The 18,253-nt window shown below is 73.1% G+C and carries 12 protein-coding genes; 5 read left to right on the forward strand and 7 right to left on the reverse strand.

What is annotated here, in order from left to right:
* The first annotated feature begins 210 nt into the window (after positions 1-210).
* Positions 211-1,365 (forward strand): SDR family oxidoreductase, encoded by a 1,155-nt coding sequence (locus J8403_RS07930; protein WP_211122542.1) that lies wholly within the window; start codon positions 211-213, stop codon positions 1,363-1,365.
* A 282-nt stretch (positions 1,366-1,647) separates the two neighbouring features.
* On the opposite strand, the gene J8403_RS07935 is transcribed toward J8403_RS07930, so the two are convergent.
* On the reverse strand, positions 1,648-3,123 hold the full coding sequence (locus J8403_RS07935) for a WS/DGAT domain-containing protein (RefSeq protein ID WP_211122543.1): 1,476 nt from the start codon (positions 3,121-3,123) through the stop codon (positions 1,648-1,650).
* Between the two features lie 271 nt (positions 3,124-3,394).
* Here J8403_RS07935 and J8403_RS07940 point away from each other — a divergent pair, with 271 nt between their 5' ends.
* The gene (locus J8403_RS07940; RefSeq protein ID WP_211122544.1) at positions 3,395-3,991 is read left to right on the forward strand and encodes a hypothetical protein; all 597 of its coding nucleotides are present in this window, start codon (positions 3,395-3,397) and stop codon (positions 3,989-3,991) included.
* Here the strand turns inward: J8403_RS07940 and J8403_RS07945 are convergent.
* Entirely contained in the window at positions 3,968-6,205 is a 2,238-nt protein-coding gene (locus J8403_RS07945) for an MMPL family transporter (protein WP_211122545.1), read from the reverse strand. The two genes, J8403_RS07940 and J8403_RS07945, sit on opposite strands and share 24 nt — an antisense overlap.
* 419 nt (positions 6,206-6,624) lie before the next feature.
* Here J8403_RS07945 and J8403_RS07950 point away from each other — a divergent pair, with 419 nt between their 5' ends.
* Complete coding sequence (locus J8403_RS07950; RefSeq protein WP_246585754.1) at positions 6,625-7,602, forward strand: VC0807 family protein; 978 nt, start codon at positions 6,625-6,627, stop codon at positions 7,600-7,602.
* 118 nt (positions 7,603-7,720) lie between these two features.
* On the forward strand, positions 7,721-8,518 hold the full coding sequence (locus J8403_RS07955) for an SAM-dependent methyltransferase (protein WP_211122546.1): 798 nt from the start codon (positions 7,721-7,723) through the stop codon (positions 8,516-8,518).
* Between the two features lie 28 nt (positions 8,519-8,546).
* On the opposite strand, the gene J8403_RS07960 is transcribed toward J8403_RS07955, so the two are convergent.
* The 5 genes from J8403_RS07960 to J8403_RS07980 all read right to left on the reverse strand — a co-directional run bounded on the left by J8403_RS07960 (position 8,547) and on the right by J8403_RS07980 (position 17,349).
* Entirely contained in the window at positions 8,547-9,140 is a 594-nt protein-coding gene (locus tag J8403_RS07960; protein ID WP_211122547.1) for a TetR/AcrR family transcriptional regulator, read from the reverse strand.
* Between the two features lie 43 nt (positions 9,141-9,183).
* Positions 9,184-10,125, reverse strand: a complete 942-nt coding sequence (locus J8403_RS07965) for a quinone oxidoreductase family protein (RefSeq protein WP_211122548.1) — start codon at positions 10,123-10,125, stop codon at positions 9,184-9,186.
* A gap of 153 nt (positions 10,126-10,278) precedes the next feature.
* Positions 10,279-11,868 (reverse strand): ABC transporter substrate-binding protein, encoded by a 1,590-nt coding sequence (locus J8403_RS07970; RefSeq protein ID WP_211122549.1) that lies wholly within the window; start codon positions 11,866-11,868, stop codon positions 10,279-10,281.
* A gap of 6 nt (positions 11,869-11,874) precedes the next feature.
* Positions 11,875-13,935 carry an ATP-binding protein gene (locus J8403_RS07975; RefSeq protein WP_211122550.1) on the reverse strand — a complete coding sequence of 687 codons (2,061 nt, stop codon included), beginning with the start codon at positions 13,933-13,935 and terminating at the stop codon, positions 11,875-11,877.
* 195 nt (positions 13,936-14,130) lie between these two features.
* Positions 14,131-17,349, reverse strand: coding sequence for an NACHT domain-containing protein (locus J8403_RS07980; RefSeq protein WP_211122551.1), 3,219 nt, complete (start codon positions 17,347-17,349; stop codon positions 14,131-14,133).
* A 146-nt stretch (positions 17,350-17,495) separates the two neighbouring features.
* Between J8403_RS07980 and J8403_RS07985 the strand changes: the two genes are divergently transcribed.
* Positions 17,496-18,224, forward strand: a complete 729-nt coding sequence (locus J8403_RS07985; protein ID WP_211122552.1) for a TetR/AcrR family transcriptional regulator — start codon at positions 17,496-17,498, stop codon at positions 18,222-18,224.
* Positions 18,225-18,253: the final 29 nt, after the last annotated feature.

The raw sequence follows: 18,253 nt of genomic DNA on the forward strand, positions 1-18,253 counted from the left end.
GCGTGCATGTGGCGGGCCGGGCGGCGCGGCGGGGTGCGGTCGGTGTGATGTCCTCGGCACGCGCCCCGGCGCGCTCACCGGCGCGATCACCCGCGCGGTCACCGCGCGGTGGGAACCGCCACCGCAGCGCGTGCCCCCTCGGATCCGCCGCCGGATCGCCCCGCCGGATCCCCATGCCCCGCACCCGCCCTTCGACGTCTGGAGCCCGCCATGGCCGTACTCTTCACCGGCGCGACCGGTTTCCTCGGCAGCCGCATCCTGCGCCACCTGCTCGCCGAGGACGGCGACGACCGGCCCGTCACCGTCCTCGGCCGGGGAGGGGAAGGGAGTCTGCGGGCGCGGGTCGAGACGGCCCTCGACGGGCTCGACGGCCTGGCGGGCGCCGCGACGCCGCGCGGGCGGCTGCGGTACGTGTCCGCCGACCTCACCCTGCCCGGCCTCGGCCTCACCGACGGCGAGCGCCGCGCCCTCACCGACGCGTGCTCGGTGGTCTGGCACTGTGCCGCGCACCTCGCACTGCACGACGACCCGGTGCCGCTGTTCAAGGCGAACGTCCTCGGCACCCGGCGCGTCCTCGACCTGGCCACGGAAGCGGCCGGGGCGCGGGTCGTCCACCTGAGCACCGCGTACGTCGCCGGAGGCCGCGCCGAGGGACACATCCGCGAGGACGACCTGGACGGCGGCCACGGCTTCCTGACGCCGTACGAGGAGAGCAAGTACACCGCCGAACGCGCGGTGCACGCCTGGAGCGCCCGTACCGGCCGGGGCGCCACGATCCTGCGGCCGTCGCTGCTCGTCTCCGACCGGCCCGTCCACGGCAGCGGACAGCGCCAGCCGCTGGCGGTGCTGGCGTTCCTCATCCACGAGGCGCTGCGCCGCAGGGCCGAGGACGACCCGGCGCTCGCCTCGCTCCTCGACGGTGGCGACGCCCACGGCAGCGGTCTGCGGGTGCGGGTCCGCGCGGGGAGCGGCGGGGCGCTCAACCTGGTCCCGGTGGAGTACGCGGCCCACGCGGCGGTGTGCGCCGCGCGAGCGGCGGCCCGCCCGGGCGCCCCGGCGGGGGTGCGCACCGTGCATCTGACCCATCCGCACAACACCCCCTTCGCCACCGCCGTGAAGGTCCTGGAGCGGCTGTACCCGGGGCTGACCCTGGACCTCGTGGACGAGCTGGACGACCCGGACCCCTACGAGTCGCTGTTCGCGCACCACCTGGCCTCGCTGCTGGTCTTCACCGCGCAACGCAGGACGTACGACCGGAGCAACCTGCTGCACGACACCGCGGGCCTGCCCGACCCCGAGCCCCTGGACGCCACCTACCTCGCCGACGCCGCCGGAGAGGCGGTGGCACCCGCCCCGGCCGCCTGACGAGTCCCCCACGACTCGGCGGCCCGTCGGGGCACGGAGGTGGCGAGGCCAACGCTGCTCCACGACACCGACTGGCCGCCCGACCCCAAACCCCTGGACGCCGTTTACCCCGTCGACGCGGCCGGAGAGGCGGTGGCACCCGCCCCGGCAGCCTGACCGGTCCCCCACGACTCGGCAGCCGCCGGGGCACGGAGGCGGCGAAGCCAAGCCCGGGACGTACGCCCAGAGCAAGCTGTCCGAGGACACGGCGGGCCTGCCGGACCCCAGGCCCCTGGACGCCGCCTACCTCGCCGACGCCGCCGGAGAGGCGGTGGCATCCGCCCCGGCCGCCTGACCCCTCCCCCACGGCCCCGCCGTGGCCAGCACCCGCAACTCCCCCAGCCAGGCGTCCGCGAACGACTCGGCGACCCGGCGCGGCTCGGAGGTGGTGAAGCCGGCCACGGCCCGGCCCTGGGCGGTGGCCAGGACGGCGGACATGCGGTGTCCGGCCGGGAGGAAGTTCAGCGGCAGTACGCGCAGGACCCGCCGCCCGGCCACCACCAGCGGGGACGAGGGGCCCCGCACATTGCTGGCGAGCAGGGTGGCGCGGGCCGGGTCGAAGTACCGCTCGAAACACCATCCCCCGGCCGCGGCGGGGACGGACCGGAACACCGCGCGCACCAGCGGATGGCGCAGTGCGCGGGCGCGGCCCGCCGTGCGGGCGGCGACGAGGGCGAGGCGGCGTCCGGCGTCGGGCTCCGCCACGGGGAGCGGGATCCGGAGCGGGATATGGCGGTTGCGCAGCACGGCCGCGTCCCCGGGCCCGCGGACGTTCACCGGGACCAGGGCGCGCGACTGCCCATGGGGGCCGTGGAGTTCGGGCCGGGTGCGCAGCGCGCCGCTCAGGGCGGCGAGGTAGACGTCGTTGACGGTCGTGCCGTGGCGGCGGGCGATGCCACGCAGCAGGCCGAGGTCGGTCTCCACGCAGGCGTAGGAGAGGGTGGCGGGCGGGCCACCGGCGGCTTCCGCCACGTTCCCCCGGCGCCGCGCCAGCAGGGGCGTCCCGCACAGCCAGGCCGCGCGCAGCGGATCGGTGACGGCGCGGTGCGGGGCGCCGCGCGCCCGCCAGGGTTCGGCCCGCGCGGGGGAGGCCGTGGCGGTGTCCGGGCCATGGGCCTCTGGGCCATGAGCGCCCGAGCCAAGGGCCGCCGAGCCATGTGCGCCCGAGCCATGAGCGCCCGTGCCAAGCGCACCCGGACCGTGAGCGCCCGGCCCAAGGGCCGCCGAGCCATGAGCGCCCGAGCCATGAGCGCCCGTCCAGGCGGCGAGTAGGCCGACCACTCCCGCCCCGTCGAGCAGCCGGTGGTCCGCCCGCCACACCAGGGCGGACGTGTCGCCCTGCAGCCCCGCCACCGTGGAGCAGGACCAGCGGTGCGGCTCCAGCGGCCTCGCCAGCGCCTCGTGCGCCACGTCGGACAGCCCCCGCTCCGGACCGGCCTCGGCGTTCCCGTCCGCGCCACTCCATGGGTCGCCGTCCGAGGGCCCGGTGCCCAGCAGTTCCGTCACCGGCCGTAGCGAGGCGGCGAGTTGGCGCCGGTCGGGAGGCGGGCCCTCCAGCTCCAGCACCACGCCGATGGTCAGTCCGGTGCCGGGGTGCGCCTTCCCGTACGCCACGAGAGCCGCGTCCGGAAACGGCAGTTTCCCGGTCGGCTTCCCCGCCGCCGTCCCGGTCGACTTCCCCACCAGCCCTCCGGTCGGCTTCCCACGCTTGCCCGTCATCCTCCACCACCCCTCCGCCGGTGCCACCGACCGGCAGCCGGAACAACGCCCGGGCGGCGCCCAAGTCACCGCCCTGCGTTGCCGCTTCACCGTCCGGGGCAGCCGCGTCAGCGGTTGGCGGGCGCCTTCACGACAACGGGTACACCTTGGTGACCGTGCGGGTGAATCACCCGCACGGACCAACGGCCACGCCTCCCCCGGCCGCCATCATCGGACGGATCAACCATCGGAAGCGGCCACCCCTTCGTGTGGCCCGAGCTGGGAGAAGTGTGTGACTTCAGCGAACGGGCGCAGGCGCGCCCTCGTCCATACGGCGGCCCTGGGACTGCTGGCGGCCTCGGCGACCGCCGTGGCCTTACTGGGGCAGCAGCCCCCGGCCCGCGCGGCCGCCGAAGCCCCGGCCGTGCCCCTGCCGTTGACCTGCAAGGGCACGGCCACGGTGGAGCCCACCAACCCCGACCTGGTGCTCGTGCGCGACCAGAGCGGCGTCGCGGGCTACCGGGCCACCATCACCGGAAACTGCCTCGGCTCCGCCGTGGTCTCCAAGGTGCGGGTCACCCTGGAGGGCATGGCCGAGGGCACCTGTGCCGCGGCCATCGGCACCGGCACCGGCACGGCGGAGTGGATCGGGCCGGGCGGTGCGCGGGTCGGCACCAGCACCGGTGGCGGCAAGCTCCACTTCACCAACGACGCCGACGGCAACGTCACCTTCCGGGCCGAGAACGTGCAGATCGCCAGGGGCCTCTTCGCAGGCTCCGTGGGCGTCGACATCACGGTGAACGACCGCGGTGTGGGCCGGGACTGCTGGACGCAGGGCAGGCTGGCCGGCGGCTCGGGCAGCGGCTCAGCGCGGCTGACGTTCGGCTGACGCCCCGGCGGGGGCCGGAAGCCGTGCCGCGTGTTCCGGGGCGGCCTCCGGTCGCCCGCCCTTGCCGGTACGCCATTTCCGCCCGCCCTTACCCGAACGGGACTTCCCGGCCGTGCCGGAGCTCCGAGAGAAGGGCCACCACCAGTTCGCCGCGCCGAGCAGCCGCATCACGGCGGGTACCAGGACCGCCCGTACGAGCACCGCATCGATCAGCACCGCCAGGAAGACACCGACGCAGATCTCCTTCACCATGACCACGCTGCTGGTCGCGAAGCAGGCCGTCACCACCAGAACGGCCGCCGCTGCGGCGCTGATCACCCGCCCCGAGCGCTCGATCCCCACCGCCACCGACTCCCGGTCGTCCCCGAGCAGGCGGTACTGCTCCCGGATGCGCAGCAGCAGGAACAGTTCGTAGTCCATGGACACCGCGATGAGGAGGAACAGCATGACGATGGGGGCCAGCGCGTCCACGTAACCCGTCGGTTCGGCGCCGAGCGGCCGGCTGGCGTGTCCGTCCTGGAAGATCCAGGTGAGGGCGCCGAAGGAGGCGCCGATGGACAGGCCGTTCATCACCAGCGCCTTGAGGGGAAGTACGAGCGAGCGCAGGGCGACGGTGAGCAGCACCAAGCTCGTGATCACCATGAAGGCCAGCACCCGGGGCAGCAGCCGGTAGAAGGTGTCCATGGTGTCCACGGCGAGGGCCGACGCGCCGCCCACCAGCACACCGCTGCCGCCGGGTACGGGCAGCGCGCGCACGGCCCGTACCAGTGACTTGGCCGATTCACTCTCCACCCGCTGGTCCTGGCCGACGTAGACGACGGCCTTGTTCCCGGTGGTCCCGGCCACCAGCACCCCACGGGCGCCGGGGAGTCCGGAGACGTGCCGCGTCCAGGTCAGCAGGTCGGCGTGGCCCCGGCCGCGGTCCACGGGGTGGTCGAAGGTGGCGATGGCCTGCAGGGTGCCGAGGCCGGAGACGGCGAAGTCGTGTTCCATGCGTTCGGCCGCCACCCGGGCCGGCGCCCCGGCGGGCAGCATCCGCTGGTCCGGGAAGCCGATGACGGTGTGCAGGAACGGCACCGCGAGGGCGAGCAGCAGCGCGGAGACGGCGCAGGTGTAGGCGATGGGCTTCTGCATCACCGCACGGGCCACGCGGCCCCACAGCGCGCCGTCCCGGCGGCCGTCCTGGCGCCGTAGCCAGGCCGGTGAGAGCGCGTCCACGCGGTCGCCCAGGCAGAACAGCAGGGCGGGCAGCACCGTCACCGTCACCAGGGCTCCCACCAGCAGCCCGGCCGCCGCGCCGATGCCCAGCGCGCGGACGAAGCCGAGCGGGAAGAAGGCGAGGCCCACGGCGATGAAGGTCATGACGACGCCGGAGAGCGCCACCGTCCGCCCGGCGGTGTCGACGGTGATGGCGACGGCCTCCGCCGGGGTGCGTCCGGCCCGCAGCTCCTCCCGGAATCTGCTGACGATGAGCAGACCGGCGTCGACGCCCGCGGCGAGGCCGATGGCCACCACGAGGTTGACCGTCACATACGGGACCTCGATGACATCGGCCACGGCGCGCAGCGCGGCGAGGGCGGCGGCCGTCGCCAGGACTCCGGTGACCACCGGCAGCAGCGCGGCGACCACGCCCCGGAAGACGAACACCATCAGCAGCATCATCAGCGGCAGCACCATCAACTCAATGCGCACCAGGTCGCGTTGGGACCGCTGGACGATCTCCGAGATGATCGCGCTCGGCCCGGTCCAGGTGACCTCGAACCCCGGTGCGCGCAGGGCGTCCCGCAGCGCCAGATAGCTCTGGGTGCGGCCGGTCTCCCCGTCGCCCCGCAGCAGGACGGGCACCACGGTCGCGTGCTGGTCGAGGGAGACCAGCAGCGGATTGGCCGAGGACCAGGCCGTCGTCGCCCGGTCCACCGTGCCTTCGGGCGCCCGGCGCAACGCGTCCTCCACCGCTTCCCGGAAGGCGGGCCGGGCGGCGGTCAGCTCCTTGCTGCGGAAGGTGACCAGGACGTCCGCGCCGCCCTCCCCCACCTCGTTGCGGATCGCGTCCGCCGCCCGGGTCGCCTCGGCGGCCGGCGCCATGAACCCGCCGTAGCTGAGCCGCCCGGACAGCCCGGAACACGCCCAGCAGGAGACCACCAGCACCAGCACCGCCCCCGCGAGCACCCAGACCCTGCGCGCGACGTCGAAACGCCCCAGCCGGACGAACATGCCACCCTCCCTGGCTCACCGCGCCGGCGCCCACGGTGGGACGGCCCGTGCAGGACGCCCAACGAACGACACTCCGACAGGTCACCCAGGTGTGCGGAGAAGCCCCGCAATGACCCGCTATCAGGGGTAGCGGCCGGATTTTCCGGTGCGGCCGTACACAACGGAAACTGTCGTTTACCGGACCGGGTTCGCAAAGGGCTTTTCTCAGGGCCTCTCACCGCAATGGCCTTTGACGCCCCAAAACGCCGGAGAGGGCCCCGGAATACCGCTCCGAGCAGCCACTTGACCGTTACCGGCCCCTTGAAACAACCTTCTGGCGAGATTTTTGCGACATTTGATGTCCCGGCCCTGTCCTCTTGCGACATGGCTGCTTTACGTTTCTCTTTTCCCGCACTACCAGGAACAGTTACAGGGGAACCGTGCTCACTCAGGACACCACCACGCAAGGCGCTTCGAGCGCACCGGAGCCACAAGCGCCACCGGTCAGCGACCGGCCGGCCGCGCCCGCCCGGTCCAAGAGCGCCGCCATTCTCGGCTGGATCGTCACTCTCACCCTCAACGTGGCCGCGCCGATCCTCACCTACAACGTGCTGCGCGACCACGGCTGGAGCGAATTCGCCGCCCTGCTGCTCAGCAGCGCCTGGCCGGTGGTCGACGGCGCCGTTCACATCGTCTGGCGCCGCCGCCTCGATGAACTCGCCATCGTCACCCTCGTGTTCATCGTGATCACCGCCGTGGTGTCGACCGTCGGCGCACACTCCGCCCGCGCCCTGCTGATCAAGGACTCGGCCATCACCGGGCTGTTCGGGCTGCTGTGCCTGGCGACGCTGCTGACGCCGCGCCCGCTGATGTTCTACCTGGGGCGCAAGTTCGCCACCGACGGCACCGAGGCGAGCACCGCCTGGTGGAACGGTCTGTGGAAGGTCGACGGCTTCCGCAAGGCCATGCTGACGATGACCACCGTCTGGGGTGTGGCCTACTGCATGGAGTCCGCGGTCCGGATCGTGCTGTCCTACAGCCTGAGAACCGACACCATGGTGGTCCTGAGCCCGGTCCTGATCTACGCCGTGCTCGCCTCCCTCGGCGTGTGGACGGGCGTGTACGGCAAGCGGTCGCGCCGCAAGGGCCAGGCACGCGCCGCCGCGGCAGCGGCTGCCGCGGCCGAGGCTGAGGCGGTGGCCAAGGCCGAGGCGCCGTCCGAGACCGAGGCTGAGACGGTGGCCGAGACCGAGGCCATGACCGAGGCTGAGGCCGAGACGGTGGCCGAGACGGTGGCAGAGGCTGAGACTGAGACCGAGGCAGCGGCGGACGAGGCAACGCCCGCCGAGGCGAAGGCCGCAGAGGCAACACCCGCCGAGGCAACGCCCGCCGGGGCGAAGGCGCCCGAGCCCGCCTGACACCGCGTTACCGGCCGCGGGTGGATTCCGGCGGCCGGGCGCGGCGTCGATATGGGAAGCTGTTCGACAGCCGGACACGCACGCGGGGGCCGTGACGGCCGTCGAGAGGAGCAACAGCGTGACGGAGAACGGCTTCCGCGCCGAGGAGATCGATACCAGCAGGCCGCACCCTGCCCGGATCTACGACTACCTCCTGGGCGGCAAGAACAACTACGAGGTGGACCGCGAGGCGGGTGACCGGCTCGCCGCCGCGGCGCCCGAGGTGTGGAGCGGCGTACGGGCCAACCGCGACTTCCTGCGGCGCGCCGTGCGCTACGTGGTCGGCAGCGGCATCCGGCAGATCCTCGACATCGGCACCGGGCTGCCCAGCTCGCCCAACGTCCACGAGATCGCCCGGGAGTTGGCGCCGGACGTGCGCGTCGCGTACGTCGACAACGACCCGATCGTCAACACCTACGCCAATGTGCTTCTCCGCGGCTCCGCCGCGACCAGCATCGCGCTGGCCGACCTGCGCGATCCGCGGGCCGTCCTGGACCACCCCGACGTCCGCGAGGTCATCGACTTCGACGAGCCGGTGGCGTTGCTCCTCGTCGCCATCGTCCACTTCCTCACCGAGGCGGAGGAGCCCGAGCGGGTCCTCGCCACCCTGCGCGACGGGCTTCCGGCCGGGAGCTTCCTAGTGCTCTCCCACGCCACGGGCGACTTCGCCGACCGCAGCGCGGCCCAGGCCGTGTACGACAACGCCACCGCCACCCTGAACCTGCGGTCCCGCGCCGAGGTCGAGCGGCTCTTCGACGGCTTCACCCTGGTCGAGCCCGGTGTGGCCGAGGTGCCGTTCTGGCGCCCGGACGCCCCGCCGCGGACCAGGCCCGGCGATATCGGCTACTACGGCGGCGTGGCGCGCAAGACGGACTGAGCCGCCCGCGGCTCGGGGCCGGCCGGTGTCAGCCGCGCTCCGCGCAGCGGTGCCCGTCGCCCGTTCCCACCCCGTGGAGCACGGCGCGCGCGACGTCCTCCGGAAAGTTCGGTCCGAGTCCGGAGTGGCCGAAGAGCGACCGGAAGACGATGGGGGCGGCGAACAGGTCCAGCACGAGGTCGACGTCGAGGCCGGGGCGGAGGTCGCCTCGCGCGACCCCCTTCCGCAGCGACACCTCGCACGCTTCCCGGCGAGGTGCCCAGACCGCGGTGAGGAAGGTGTCCCGCAGCTCCGGATCGTCCGCGAGATCGGCCACGAGTGCCGGGAGCAGATGGCCGAGGACCGGGTCGTCCATGGCGAGCCGGAGCGCTTCCAGATGGCCGACGATGTCGCAGTGCGTGCATCCGGTGTCCATGTCCACGACTCCGGCCCGGTCCCGCGCCATGGCCTCGACGACCAGGTGTTTCTGGCTCTTCCAGCGCCGGCGGATGGCGGGTTTGGTGGTGCCCGCCCGCTGCGCGATGGCTTCCATGGTCAGGGCCGGATAACCGACCTCCGCCACGAGTTCGGTCACCGCGGCCAGCACGGCGTGGTCGATCCGCTCGTCCCGCCGGCGTGCCATCGAACTCTCCCGGAACCACACGAAACCCTGTTGTCCAGCCACCCTACCGGGGGGACAGGACCACCTTGCCGAACGGCTTTCCGCTCTCCACCAGCCGGAGGGCGGCATCGGCCTCGGTGAGGGGCAGACGACGGTCGAGCACGGCCGAGAGCCGGCCGTCCGCCAGCAGCGTCACGATCCTCTCCCAGGAGGAGCGAAGGTCCTCGGGCGACAGCGAGTTCAGGCTGAGGGCGTACAGCGTCGGCGATGCGTGGAAGTGGCTCAGCAGCGGCGCGAACGCTTCCGGCCCGGGGGATCCACCGGCGGCGCCGCACAGGACGTAACGCCCGTTGGGCCGCAGGAGTTCGAGGTGCTTCCCCAGATCCGGGCCGGCGACCGTGTCCACGACGACGTCGTACGTCTCGCCGGGAAGGGCGGACCCGGTCCGGTCGACGACCCGTGCGGCGCCCAGCGCCCGCAGGCGTTCGCCGCGGGCCGGGGACGAGGTGACGACGGTGACCTCGGCTCCGCGCGCGTGGGCGATCTGGGTGGCGAGCACGCCGATCCCGCCGCCGGCGCCGCGCACGAGCACACGTTCTCCCGCGGCGGCTCCCGCCCGGTGCAGCGCGCCCTCGGCGACCAGCGCGTTCACGCCCAGCGTGACCACATCGGCCGCGTCGGCGCCCGGCGGCGCCGGAAAGACCCGGTCGGCGTCGGCGACGACCTTCTCGGCGTAGCCGCCGAAGGCGGGCAGGGCGAGAACTCGCCGCCCGGCCGGCGCCTCGGGCGCGTTCGGCCCGACCGCCGTCACGCGGCCGACGACTTCCAGGCCGGGCACCGAACCCGCGCCGGGAAAGTAGGCGTACTCACCTCGCCGGGCCATCACGTCCACGTAGCCGACGCCGATCGCGTCGACGTCGACGAGCACCTGGCCCGGCCCGGGCACGGGTTCCGGCACGTCGGCCACGGCGAGATCCCCGGACGACCTGACGATGACGGCCTTCATGGGCTGCTCCGTTCACAGTAACGTTCCGATCCGGATCGGAACGTTATGATGGAATCCGTCGGGCGTCAACGACGGGAGGACGTCACCCCGTGCCGTGCTGTTGCGCCAGGAGCCGGTGTGGCAGGAGCCGGTGTGGCAGGAGGAGCCGTCGCGTCAGGAGGGGCAGGCGCTCTTGGAGCCGCTGCGGTAGGTGCGGTAGAGGGCGGCCGCGCCCGGGGCGCCGGAGCGGGCGCTGGACGGGTACTCGACCACGGGGACGGGTTTGCAGACGGCCCATTGGTCGTTCTTGCCCGGGCCCTCGAAGCCGTAGGTGCCTCCGGCGCCGACCAGGCAGGAGCTGCACGAGTCGCCGGCGATGCTCGGGATGATGAGGGTGTTGTACACATCGTCCTTGGTCGGGATGCTCATCGCCTCCGGCGCCTTCTCGCCGCCCTCGTTGATCTCGGCGAAGGTGCGGTCCACGGCGCCCGCGAGCAGCGCGAAGGCGTCGTGGTACATCACGGCGTAGCCGTCGTCCAGCGGTTTGCCGCCCAGCTTGTGCCGCTTGCGTATCTCCTCGAAGCGGTCGAGGAAGCGGCCGAGCGCCTTCTTGGGGTTGCTCTTCCCCGCCCACCAGGCGGGGTCGACGGAGGAGGCGTCCACGATGGTGGCCCGTGCCTCGTCCAGCCACCGGGTGGGCGCGTCCGCGGTGAGGGTGGGCTCCAGGCCGATGCCGACCTTCAGGATGCGCAGCGTCGTGGTGCGCCCGCAGCTGCCCTCCTGCGCCATGCGCTCCATGAACGCGGGAAGGTCCTGGTCGCGGCCCGCGAAGAAGACGGTGTCGGACTTCTCGTTGCAGATCTTCTGCACGGCGTCGGTGAACCGCTGGGGGATGCCCTTGTCGGTTCCGGAGGTGCCGGTGAAGTTCGAGTTGTGGTTGGTCAGGTCGTACGCCGTGCCGAAGTGGCGCTCGAAGACGCTGCGCAGATTCTGGGAGTAGACGTCCTCGCCGCGGTTGTCCCAGACCAGGAAGCCCCGGTGCCCGGCCGGCTTCTTGTCCAGGTAGAGCCCCAGGGCGCGGGCGAACTGGTCGTTGTTGGGCGAGGTCTTGAAGAAGTACGGGGAGTTCATGTTGGCCGCGGTGATGACCGGGCCGACGGTGGGGATGCTGTGCTTGCTGAGCGCGGCGATGGCCCTGCGGGTCTCCGGGGTGCTGCTCGGGATGCCGGTCACGCCCACCAGCGGTGCCCGGGTGTCCTCGGCCAGCTCGGCGAGGCGATCGACGACGGGCTCCCAGCGGTCGAGGTTCCGGCCGTCGGGGGCGAGCAGCAGCTGGTACTGCGGCCCGCCGAAGCGGTTGGCCTGCCGTTGGGCGGCCAGGGCACCGGCGAGTCCGCGGCGGATCATGTCCACCGTCATGGCGCTGTGGTCGTCCGCGGTGAAGGGCATCATCAGCGCGATCCGCACGTACGGGATCTTGGGGCCGCTCGGCGGATCCTCCCAGTCCCGCCGCACCCGCTCGTTCTCGTCCGCGACCGCCCCGATGAGGCTTTCGATGCCCGGGTCCGCCTCGAAGGCTTCCGCGGTGACGCCCACGCAGTCTCCGTCGATCTCCCGCAGATCGTCACCGCACCTGCCGGGGCCCTGCACCACATTGACGGCGACGGTGATCGCGCCGGCGACCAGGGCGCCGAGTCCGACGACGGCCAGCCATTCGAGCGGCCCCCACTCGCGAGGGTGACGGCGGAACAGACGGAACAGCATGCTTCCTCACTGACCGGAGATAGGGAAGGGGCGCTTCTTCCGTGCCGCCGCGGGCCAGCTGCGGGCGGCCTGACCCAGGACCGCGTGCCAGGACGGGTGGCGCGGGGAGAGGTAGGCCAGCTCTTCGCCGACCGCCTTGCACATATCGGGGTCCGGCTCGGCGTGCGGCTCGGACACATGCCACAGGGCGTGCAGCAGCCGGTTCACGCAGCGCTCGATCTCATGCAGTTCCGCGTACCGGCCGTCGTGCGCGCCGAGGGCGATCTGCATCCGTTCGTCGGTCCACTCCGCGGCCGGTGGGGTGGGCGCGGTGGCGGCGTACCGCAGGCACAGCAGCCAGTGGGCGGCGGCCTGGGCGTCCTTCTCCGACTGGAACTCCTCGGTCAGCATGGCCACCACCGTCTCCGCGTTTCCCGCGGCGAGGGTGTGCCGCAGGGCGTCCGCCTCGCCGCTCTCCCCGCGCTGGGCGTGGTGCATCCGCAGGAAGCGGTGGATGTCCTGCCAGCTGCGGCCGTCCTCGGCCCGCGAGGAGGTGCGGCGCGCCTCGTGGACGAGCAGCGTCCGCAGCAGCGCGTCGGTGACCAACGGCTCGTCGGGTGGGGTGAGTTGCTGCCACTGCTGCTCTTCGAGATAGTCGGTGGCGGAGTTGGCGGGCAGCTGGTCCGGGCCCTGGAGACGCAGATGCTCGGCCAGCGCCTCCGCCGCGGTGCTGTCGCGGGCGAGCGAGAGCAGGGTCAGCCGGTCGCGCTGGCGCCGGTTGGGGAGCAGCCGCTCCAGGAGCGCCTCGGTGACGGCGCGGCCGTCCTTGGCGTGCAGTTCGAGGAGGTCGCGCGGGCCCACGCCGCGGCCCCGCCTGGTGGCGTCCAGGACGGCCGCGCACAGGACGGTGGTCACCGCGGGATGCCCGCCGGTCAGGGAGTGCACGGCGGAGGCCAGATAGGGGTGGAGCGGCCGGGCGGGCCAGTCCGGCACCAGGAGGGGCAGGATGTCGTCCCGGCTCAGCGGGGTGAGGGGGACGGCGAGCAGTCCGGCGGACAGGGCCAGGCCGCCGCGCTGCCAGCCGGAGGACTTCACCAGGTCGGGCAGGTCGCGGCGGATGGCGGCCGACGCGTTCTCCGGCAGGCCGCCGAGGCGGGTGGCCACGACGACGAGCTCCTCGTGGTCGGGGCGTTCGGGCAGCGCGCGGTGTTCGAGGAGCAGGTCGAGGAAGTCCTGCCCGGGCGGGAAGTGGGCGTCGTCGAGCAGGATGAGCGGCCAGGGCTCCCGGTTCCACCGCTGCAGCCTGCCGTAGGAGGAGGCGACATCGTGGAGGAAGGCGGCCATCAGGCTCTGCTCGGCCGCGTGCCGGTAGTCGCCGCCCCGCTGGAACCACTCCCCGAGCAGCACCAGCGGATCCCGGCCGTCCGCGCCCCGCGGGAAGCGCCGCCGGTACCACTCCCGCGCCGCGGCCGGCTGATACCGGTCGGTGTACTCCGCCACCACGGCGGCGGTGACCGCGTCCCGGCCCCACTCCGCGTCGGCCTGCGCGCCGGTCGTCTCCAGACGGCCTTCGACGGCGGTGGCCCAGGCGTGTCTCAGCGCGTTCTCGTCCCCGTCGGCGAGTCGGCAGGCGAGCAGCAGCCGGGCGAAGGTCAGGCATGCCACGTCCCGCTGCTCGCCGTTGCCCAGGGACCAGCCGGAGACGGCGAACAGGCCGGGCACCAGGACCGGGAAGCGGCGGCGCACATCGGGGGCGAGCCCGCACACCAGCTCCGCGAGGATCTCCACGAGGGTCGAGGCGGTGGGGGCTCGACCGTCGGCCGGGGCGGGCGGGAACGTCTCGGATTCGGTGGCCACGGCGCGGACATGGGCCAGCGGCAGCCGGCCGCGGTAGCGCGCGGCGAGCTCTTCGAGCACCGCGCTGCGCCCCATGCCGTGGTATCCCGTCACCAGCACCAGGGGAAGGTCGCCCTGGTGCTCGCGGCCCACCCGGGACCGCTCGTCGTAGGCCAGGCCGGTCAGCCGGGGAACGAGTGAGCGCAGCAGAGGGTCCCGGCCATAGAGCGGTGACCCTTCCGATACGCGCATCCTGCTGCGTCCCGCCTCAGTCGTCCTCTGCTGCCCGGCAGCCGTGACCTCGGAGACGGGCGGCACCGCTCCCCCGAGACATCAGCCGCTGACATCCGTACCAACTACGCCTACTTTCTTGAACTTACCCGTTGGGTAAACATCCCACCAGGTAATCGCGGCACCGGGTGTGAGCCGGGTGGGCGGTGGCGCCGGTCAGGGGTGCGGGTAGATGTCGAGTTCCACGCTGTCGGGGAGCGAGTCCGCGCCGCGTATCTCGCCCGGGTAGACAAGCCGCACCCGGCGCAGCCGGGGCAGTCCGGCGAGGGAGGCGAGATCGAGCTCGGCGACCTGCGACAGATGGATCTCCTCGAGCCCCGGGAGGCGCCGGGCGATCCGCCGCAGCGGCACCGCGGAACCGGCCCTGGCCCATACATCCAGGTGGGTGACCTGGGGGATCTCGGTACGGGGGGCGAACAGCAGCATGCTCAGCTGCTGCGGGGAGAGCGTCAGCTTCCGCAGCTGGGGCAACTCGGCGATGAGGGAGCCCCATTCGTCCGGGGCCAGGCGCTCGCTGGCGTCCTGCAGCCGCAGCTCCTCCAGCTCCCGGCACTCCACGATCCCGGCGAGCTGCGCCGCCGACGACGGCAGGGAGAGCAGCCGCAGCTCGGCGGGGCGCGGGAGGTCGGGCAGACCGCGCCAGGGCACCTCCGGTCCGACGAGGAGCCCCTCCAGCCGGGGGCAGTCGGCCAGTTTCAGCAGGGGCTCGAACTGGGGGAGGTCGCGCAGCTCCAGCCTCCGCAGATGGGGCAGCCGGGTCAGCGGCGTGGGGTCCTTGACGTTCCGGCATCCCTGCAGGGCGACCGTCTCCAGCTCGGGGTAGGCGGAGAGCAGGGTGAGGTCCTCCAGCCGCAGGGTGTTGCGCAGGCGCAGCTCGCGCAGCCGGCGCGGGTCGAGCGAGGCGCGGATGTCCTCCGGGTCGAAGTCGCCGTGCAGGCCCACGCGTTGGTAGCCGGACATGGTGCGCAGCGCCTCCAGCTCGGCGGGTGAGCGCACCGTGACGATCTCCTCGGGGGCGGTGTCGAGGAGCGGCCGTACGATCTCCTCCGCGTAGACCTTGGTGTCGAACCGGTCCCAGTGGGCGAGGAGTTGGGCGCGCACCGCGGGCTGGCCGGTGCCCAGGAACTCCCGGAGCCTGGGGATGGCGGCGTCCCCGCCGATCTGGCAGATCGCGTGGACGGTGGCCAGCTCCTCGTCGCCCTCCAGGTCCTTGGCGTCGGGCAGCAGGCCCAGCAGCAGCGGGCCCGTCTGCGCCAGTGACCTGGCCTCCCGCAGGCTGCGCGGCGGCAGCAGCCGGGCGGCCCGGTCCTCGATGGCCTCGCGCACCGTCGGCTCCAGGCGGGTGGCCTGTTCGAGGGAGGCGAGGGCGAGGAGCCTCAGCCGCGCCTGGACGGTGGCGTCCTGCTCCCGGTCGCCCCGCTCGCGCAGGCGGGTCAGCAGGTCGGCACGCTCTTGGTGACGAGCCTGAGCGACGGCCATCTGCACCACGTCCTCCCACTGGTCCAGGTGTGCGTTGTTCACCAGCATGCCCATATCGCGCTCTTCCAGCACGGCCCTGGCGCCCAGGAAGTCCTGGAAGGTGCGGTGGATGAAGTCGACCGCGCCCGGGGCCGGTTCGCGCAGCAGACCGGAGCGCTCCAGCAGATGCTGCAGGGCCTCCTCCGCCGTTCCGACGTCGGCGAGGCGGGGGACGGAGGGCTGGAGCCGCCGCACCACGTTGACCGCGTCGGGGCGGTCGAGCTGTGTCCGCTCGTTGCGGATCAGCCAGTACGCGAGCCTCTGGAGCGGCTCGGTGGCCGACTTCTGGTCCAGGGCCGGACGGCCGCGGCCGTAGACCTCGCGCTCCAGGTCGCGCCGCTCCAGGAGCATGGAGAGCGCCGCCTCGTACAGGGAGGCGCGGCCCTGGGGCAGGAAGCCGCGCCGCTCCCGGTGCAGGGCGCAGATCAGGCCGCACATCAGCGGGTTGGTCGCCAGGCGGCTCAGCTCGGGGCTGCTGCGCAGCGACAGCGAGAGGGACTCGCCGAGCTCCTGCGAGGCTCCCGCCGCGGTGTGCCAGCGCCGGATGAACTGCTTCATGTCGGCGGGCCGCATCGCGGCGAGCGCGAACTCCTGGAACCCCTCGCGGGCCAGCCAGCCCCGTTCCAGGGCCGAGGGGCGGGAGGTGAGCAGCCACAGGTTGCCGGGGAAGACGGCGAGCAGCTTCTTCAGCCAGGCCCGCACCCGGGCCCGGTCGTCCTTCGGGATCTCGTCGGCCCCGTCGATCAGGAGCACGCCGCGCCCGTGCCGCAGCACCCGGGCGGCCCAGCCGTCGGGCTCGGTGCCCACCAGTGGGCAGCCGATCCAGCGCAGGAAGTCATCGGGCATGGGCAGTTCGGAGTCCCTGCGCGCCAGGGTGCGCAGCGGCAGGACGAAGGGGACGCGCCCGAACAGCTGCGAGAGCCCGCCCGGCACCCGGTCCTGCTGGGCCGTGGAGAGGGCCAGCCACTGGACGAGGGTGGTCTTGCCGGTGCCGGCGACGCCGCGCAGCAGGACGCGCTCATGGCTGGCGAAGACCGCCTCGGCCGGGCCCGCGGCCCGCTCGGCCTCGGTGTCCCGGTCGGCCCCGGGCTCGCCGCTGACCACCGGCACCCGGTCGGTGCCGTCGCGGTACGGCCTGGCCTCCAGGCTCAGATAGGCGGTCTCCAGCGGCCAGTCCTGGCCGTCCGGTTCGCGGAGGTCGACGCCGTAGATCGTGAGCCGGCCGTGGCACTCGACGACGTAGCGCGCGTACTCCTCCTCGAACCGCGCGTCCTGGTGGCTGATGTCCGGCAGCCGCCGCAGGATGGAGTCCAATTTCTCGCTCTGCTCCCGGATCTCGCGGCTCTGCTCGATCTGGGCCCGGGCCGCGAATCCGGGCCGCTGGCTGAAGAAGCGCATGAGGTGGAGGCAGGCCGTCTCCAGCAGCCGGTCGTGGAAGCGGGCGGCGTCGTCGCTCAGCAGCCTGCGCGTGTCGGGGCCGGCGCGCCGGGACAGCTCCGCGGCCAGCCGCTCGGGGCCGAGCGCGAAGGCGTGGACGTCGTCCATGTCGAGATCGCCGAGGGCGTGCAGGGTGCGGGTGAGCGCCTGGCCGACGGAGTCGTGCTCGTCGGCGCCGATCGGCGGATCGTGCGGCCCGGCGGCCCGCACGGCGCGGCGGACCAGCTCGCGGGCGAGCTTGTGCAGATCGTCCTCGGTGAGGGTGCGGTGCTCCCGGGCGAAGGACACCAGCCGGCGGATCGGCACGGGCCGCTCGCCGTACTCCGCCCCGGGCGCGCTCGCGGGCGGCAGCAGCAGCCGTTTGACCACCGGCACGACCACTGCCGACGCGATCCGCAGCCCCACCGTGCCGCCGTCCACAGCAGCCCCTCCCTCGCGGCGTCGGCGCGCGTTCCCCGCCGTGCCGCGTGCATCCCCTCACCTGCCGCTCACGATAGCCGCGAAGACCCCTGAAGGGTGAGGGTCCACGGGGCGCGAAGCGCGGTCGCACCGGTACGGTTTGGCCCATGGATGTTTCCGGAACAGCTTCCGCCGATGAAAACACCAGGCCGCGGGCGGTCATCACGTCCACCGCACGCCAACTGCTGGTGAAACTGGGGGCCGGAGGGCTGACCCTGGATGCCGTCGCCCGTGAGGGCGGACTCGCCCTCAGCGATGTGGAAGCCGTCTTTCCGCATCGGGACGAGCTGCTGACCGCGCTGCTCATCGACGCCTACAACGACTCCGGCGCCGCGATGGAGCAGGCCGATCAGGCCGCCCGGGACGCCGGCGCGTCGGCGGGCGGGCGGCTCCTCGCGGCCACCCGGGCGCTGCGCCGGTGGTCCTTCGCCAACCCCGCCGAGTTCACGCTGGTCTACGGTTCGCCCGTGCCGGGCTACCACGCCCCGCAGGACACCGTCCCGCCCGCCTCACGCACCCCCGCGGTGCTGGCCGGCATCGTGCGTGCGGCGCTGGAGGCCGGTGAACTCACCGCCCCCCGGCGTCAGGTGCCGGGGCCGCCGCTGCTCCTGCCGGACGCCGAGGCGCTCTTCGGCGGGGTGCCCGAGGCTCCGTTCTCGGACCTCATCGAGCGCGGCATCGTGCTGTGGAGCAGTCTGGTCGGGCTCCTGGTCTTCCAGGTCTTCAGCCGTACCCATGACAGCGTCCGGGACGAGACCGCGTTCTTCGACTACGCCATCGCGGTGGCGGCCGAGGGGATCGGACTCGTGGTTCCCTTGGGCGAGCACACCGACTGAAACCGTTCGGCACCTGTGGGGGAAAGGGC

It is taken from the genome of Streptomyces yatensis (genome assembly GCF_018069625.1).
Lineage (GTDB): Bacteria > Actinomycetota > Actinomycetes > Streptomycetales > Streptomycetaceae > Streptomyces > Streptomyces yatensis.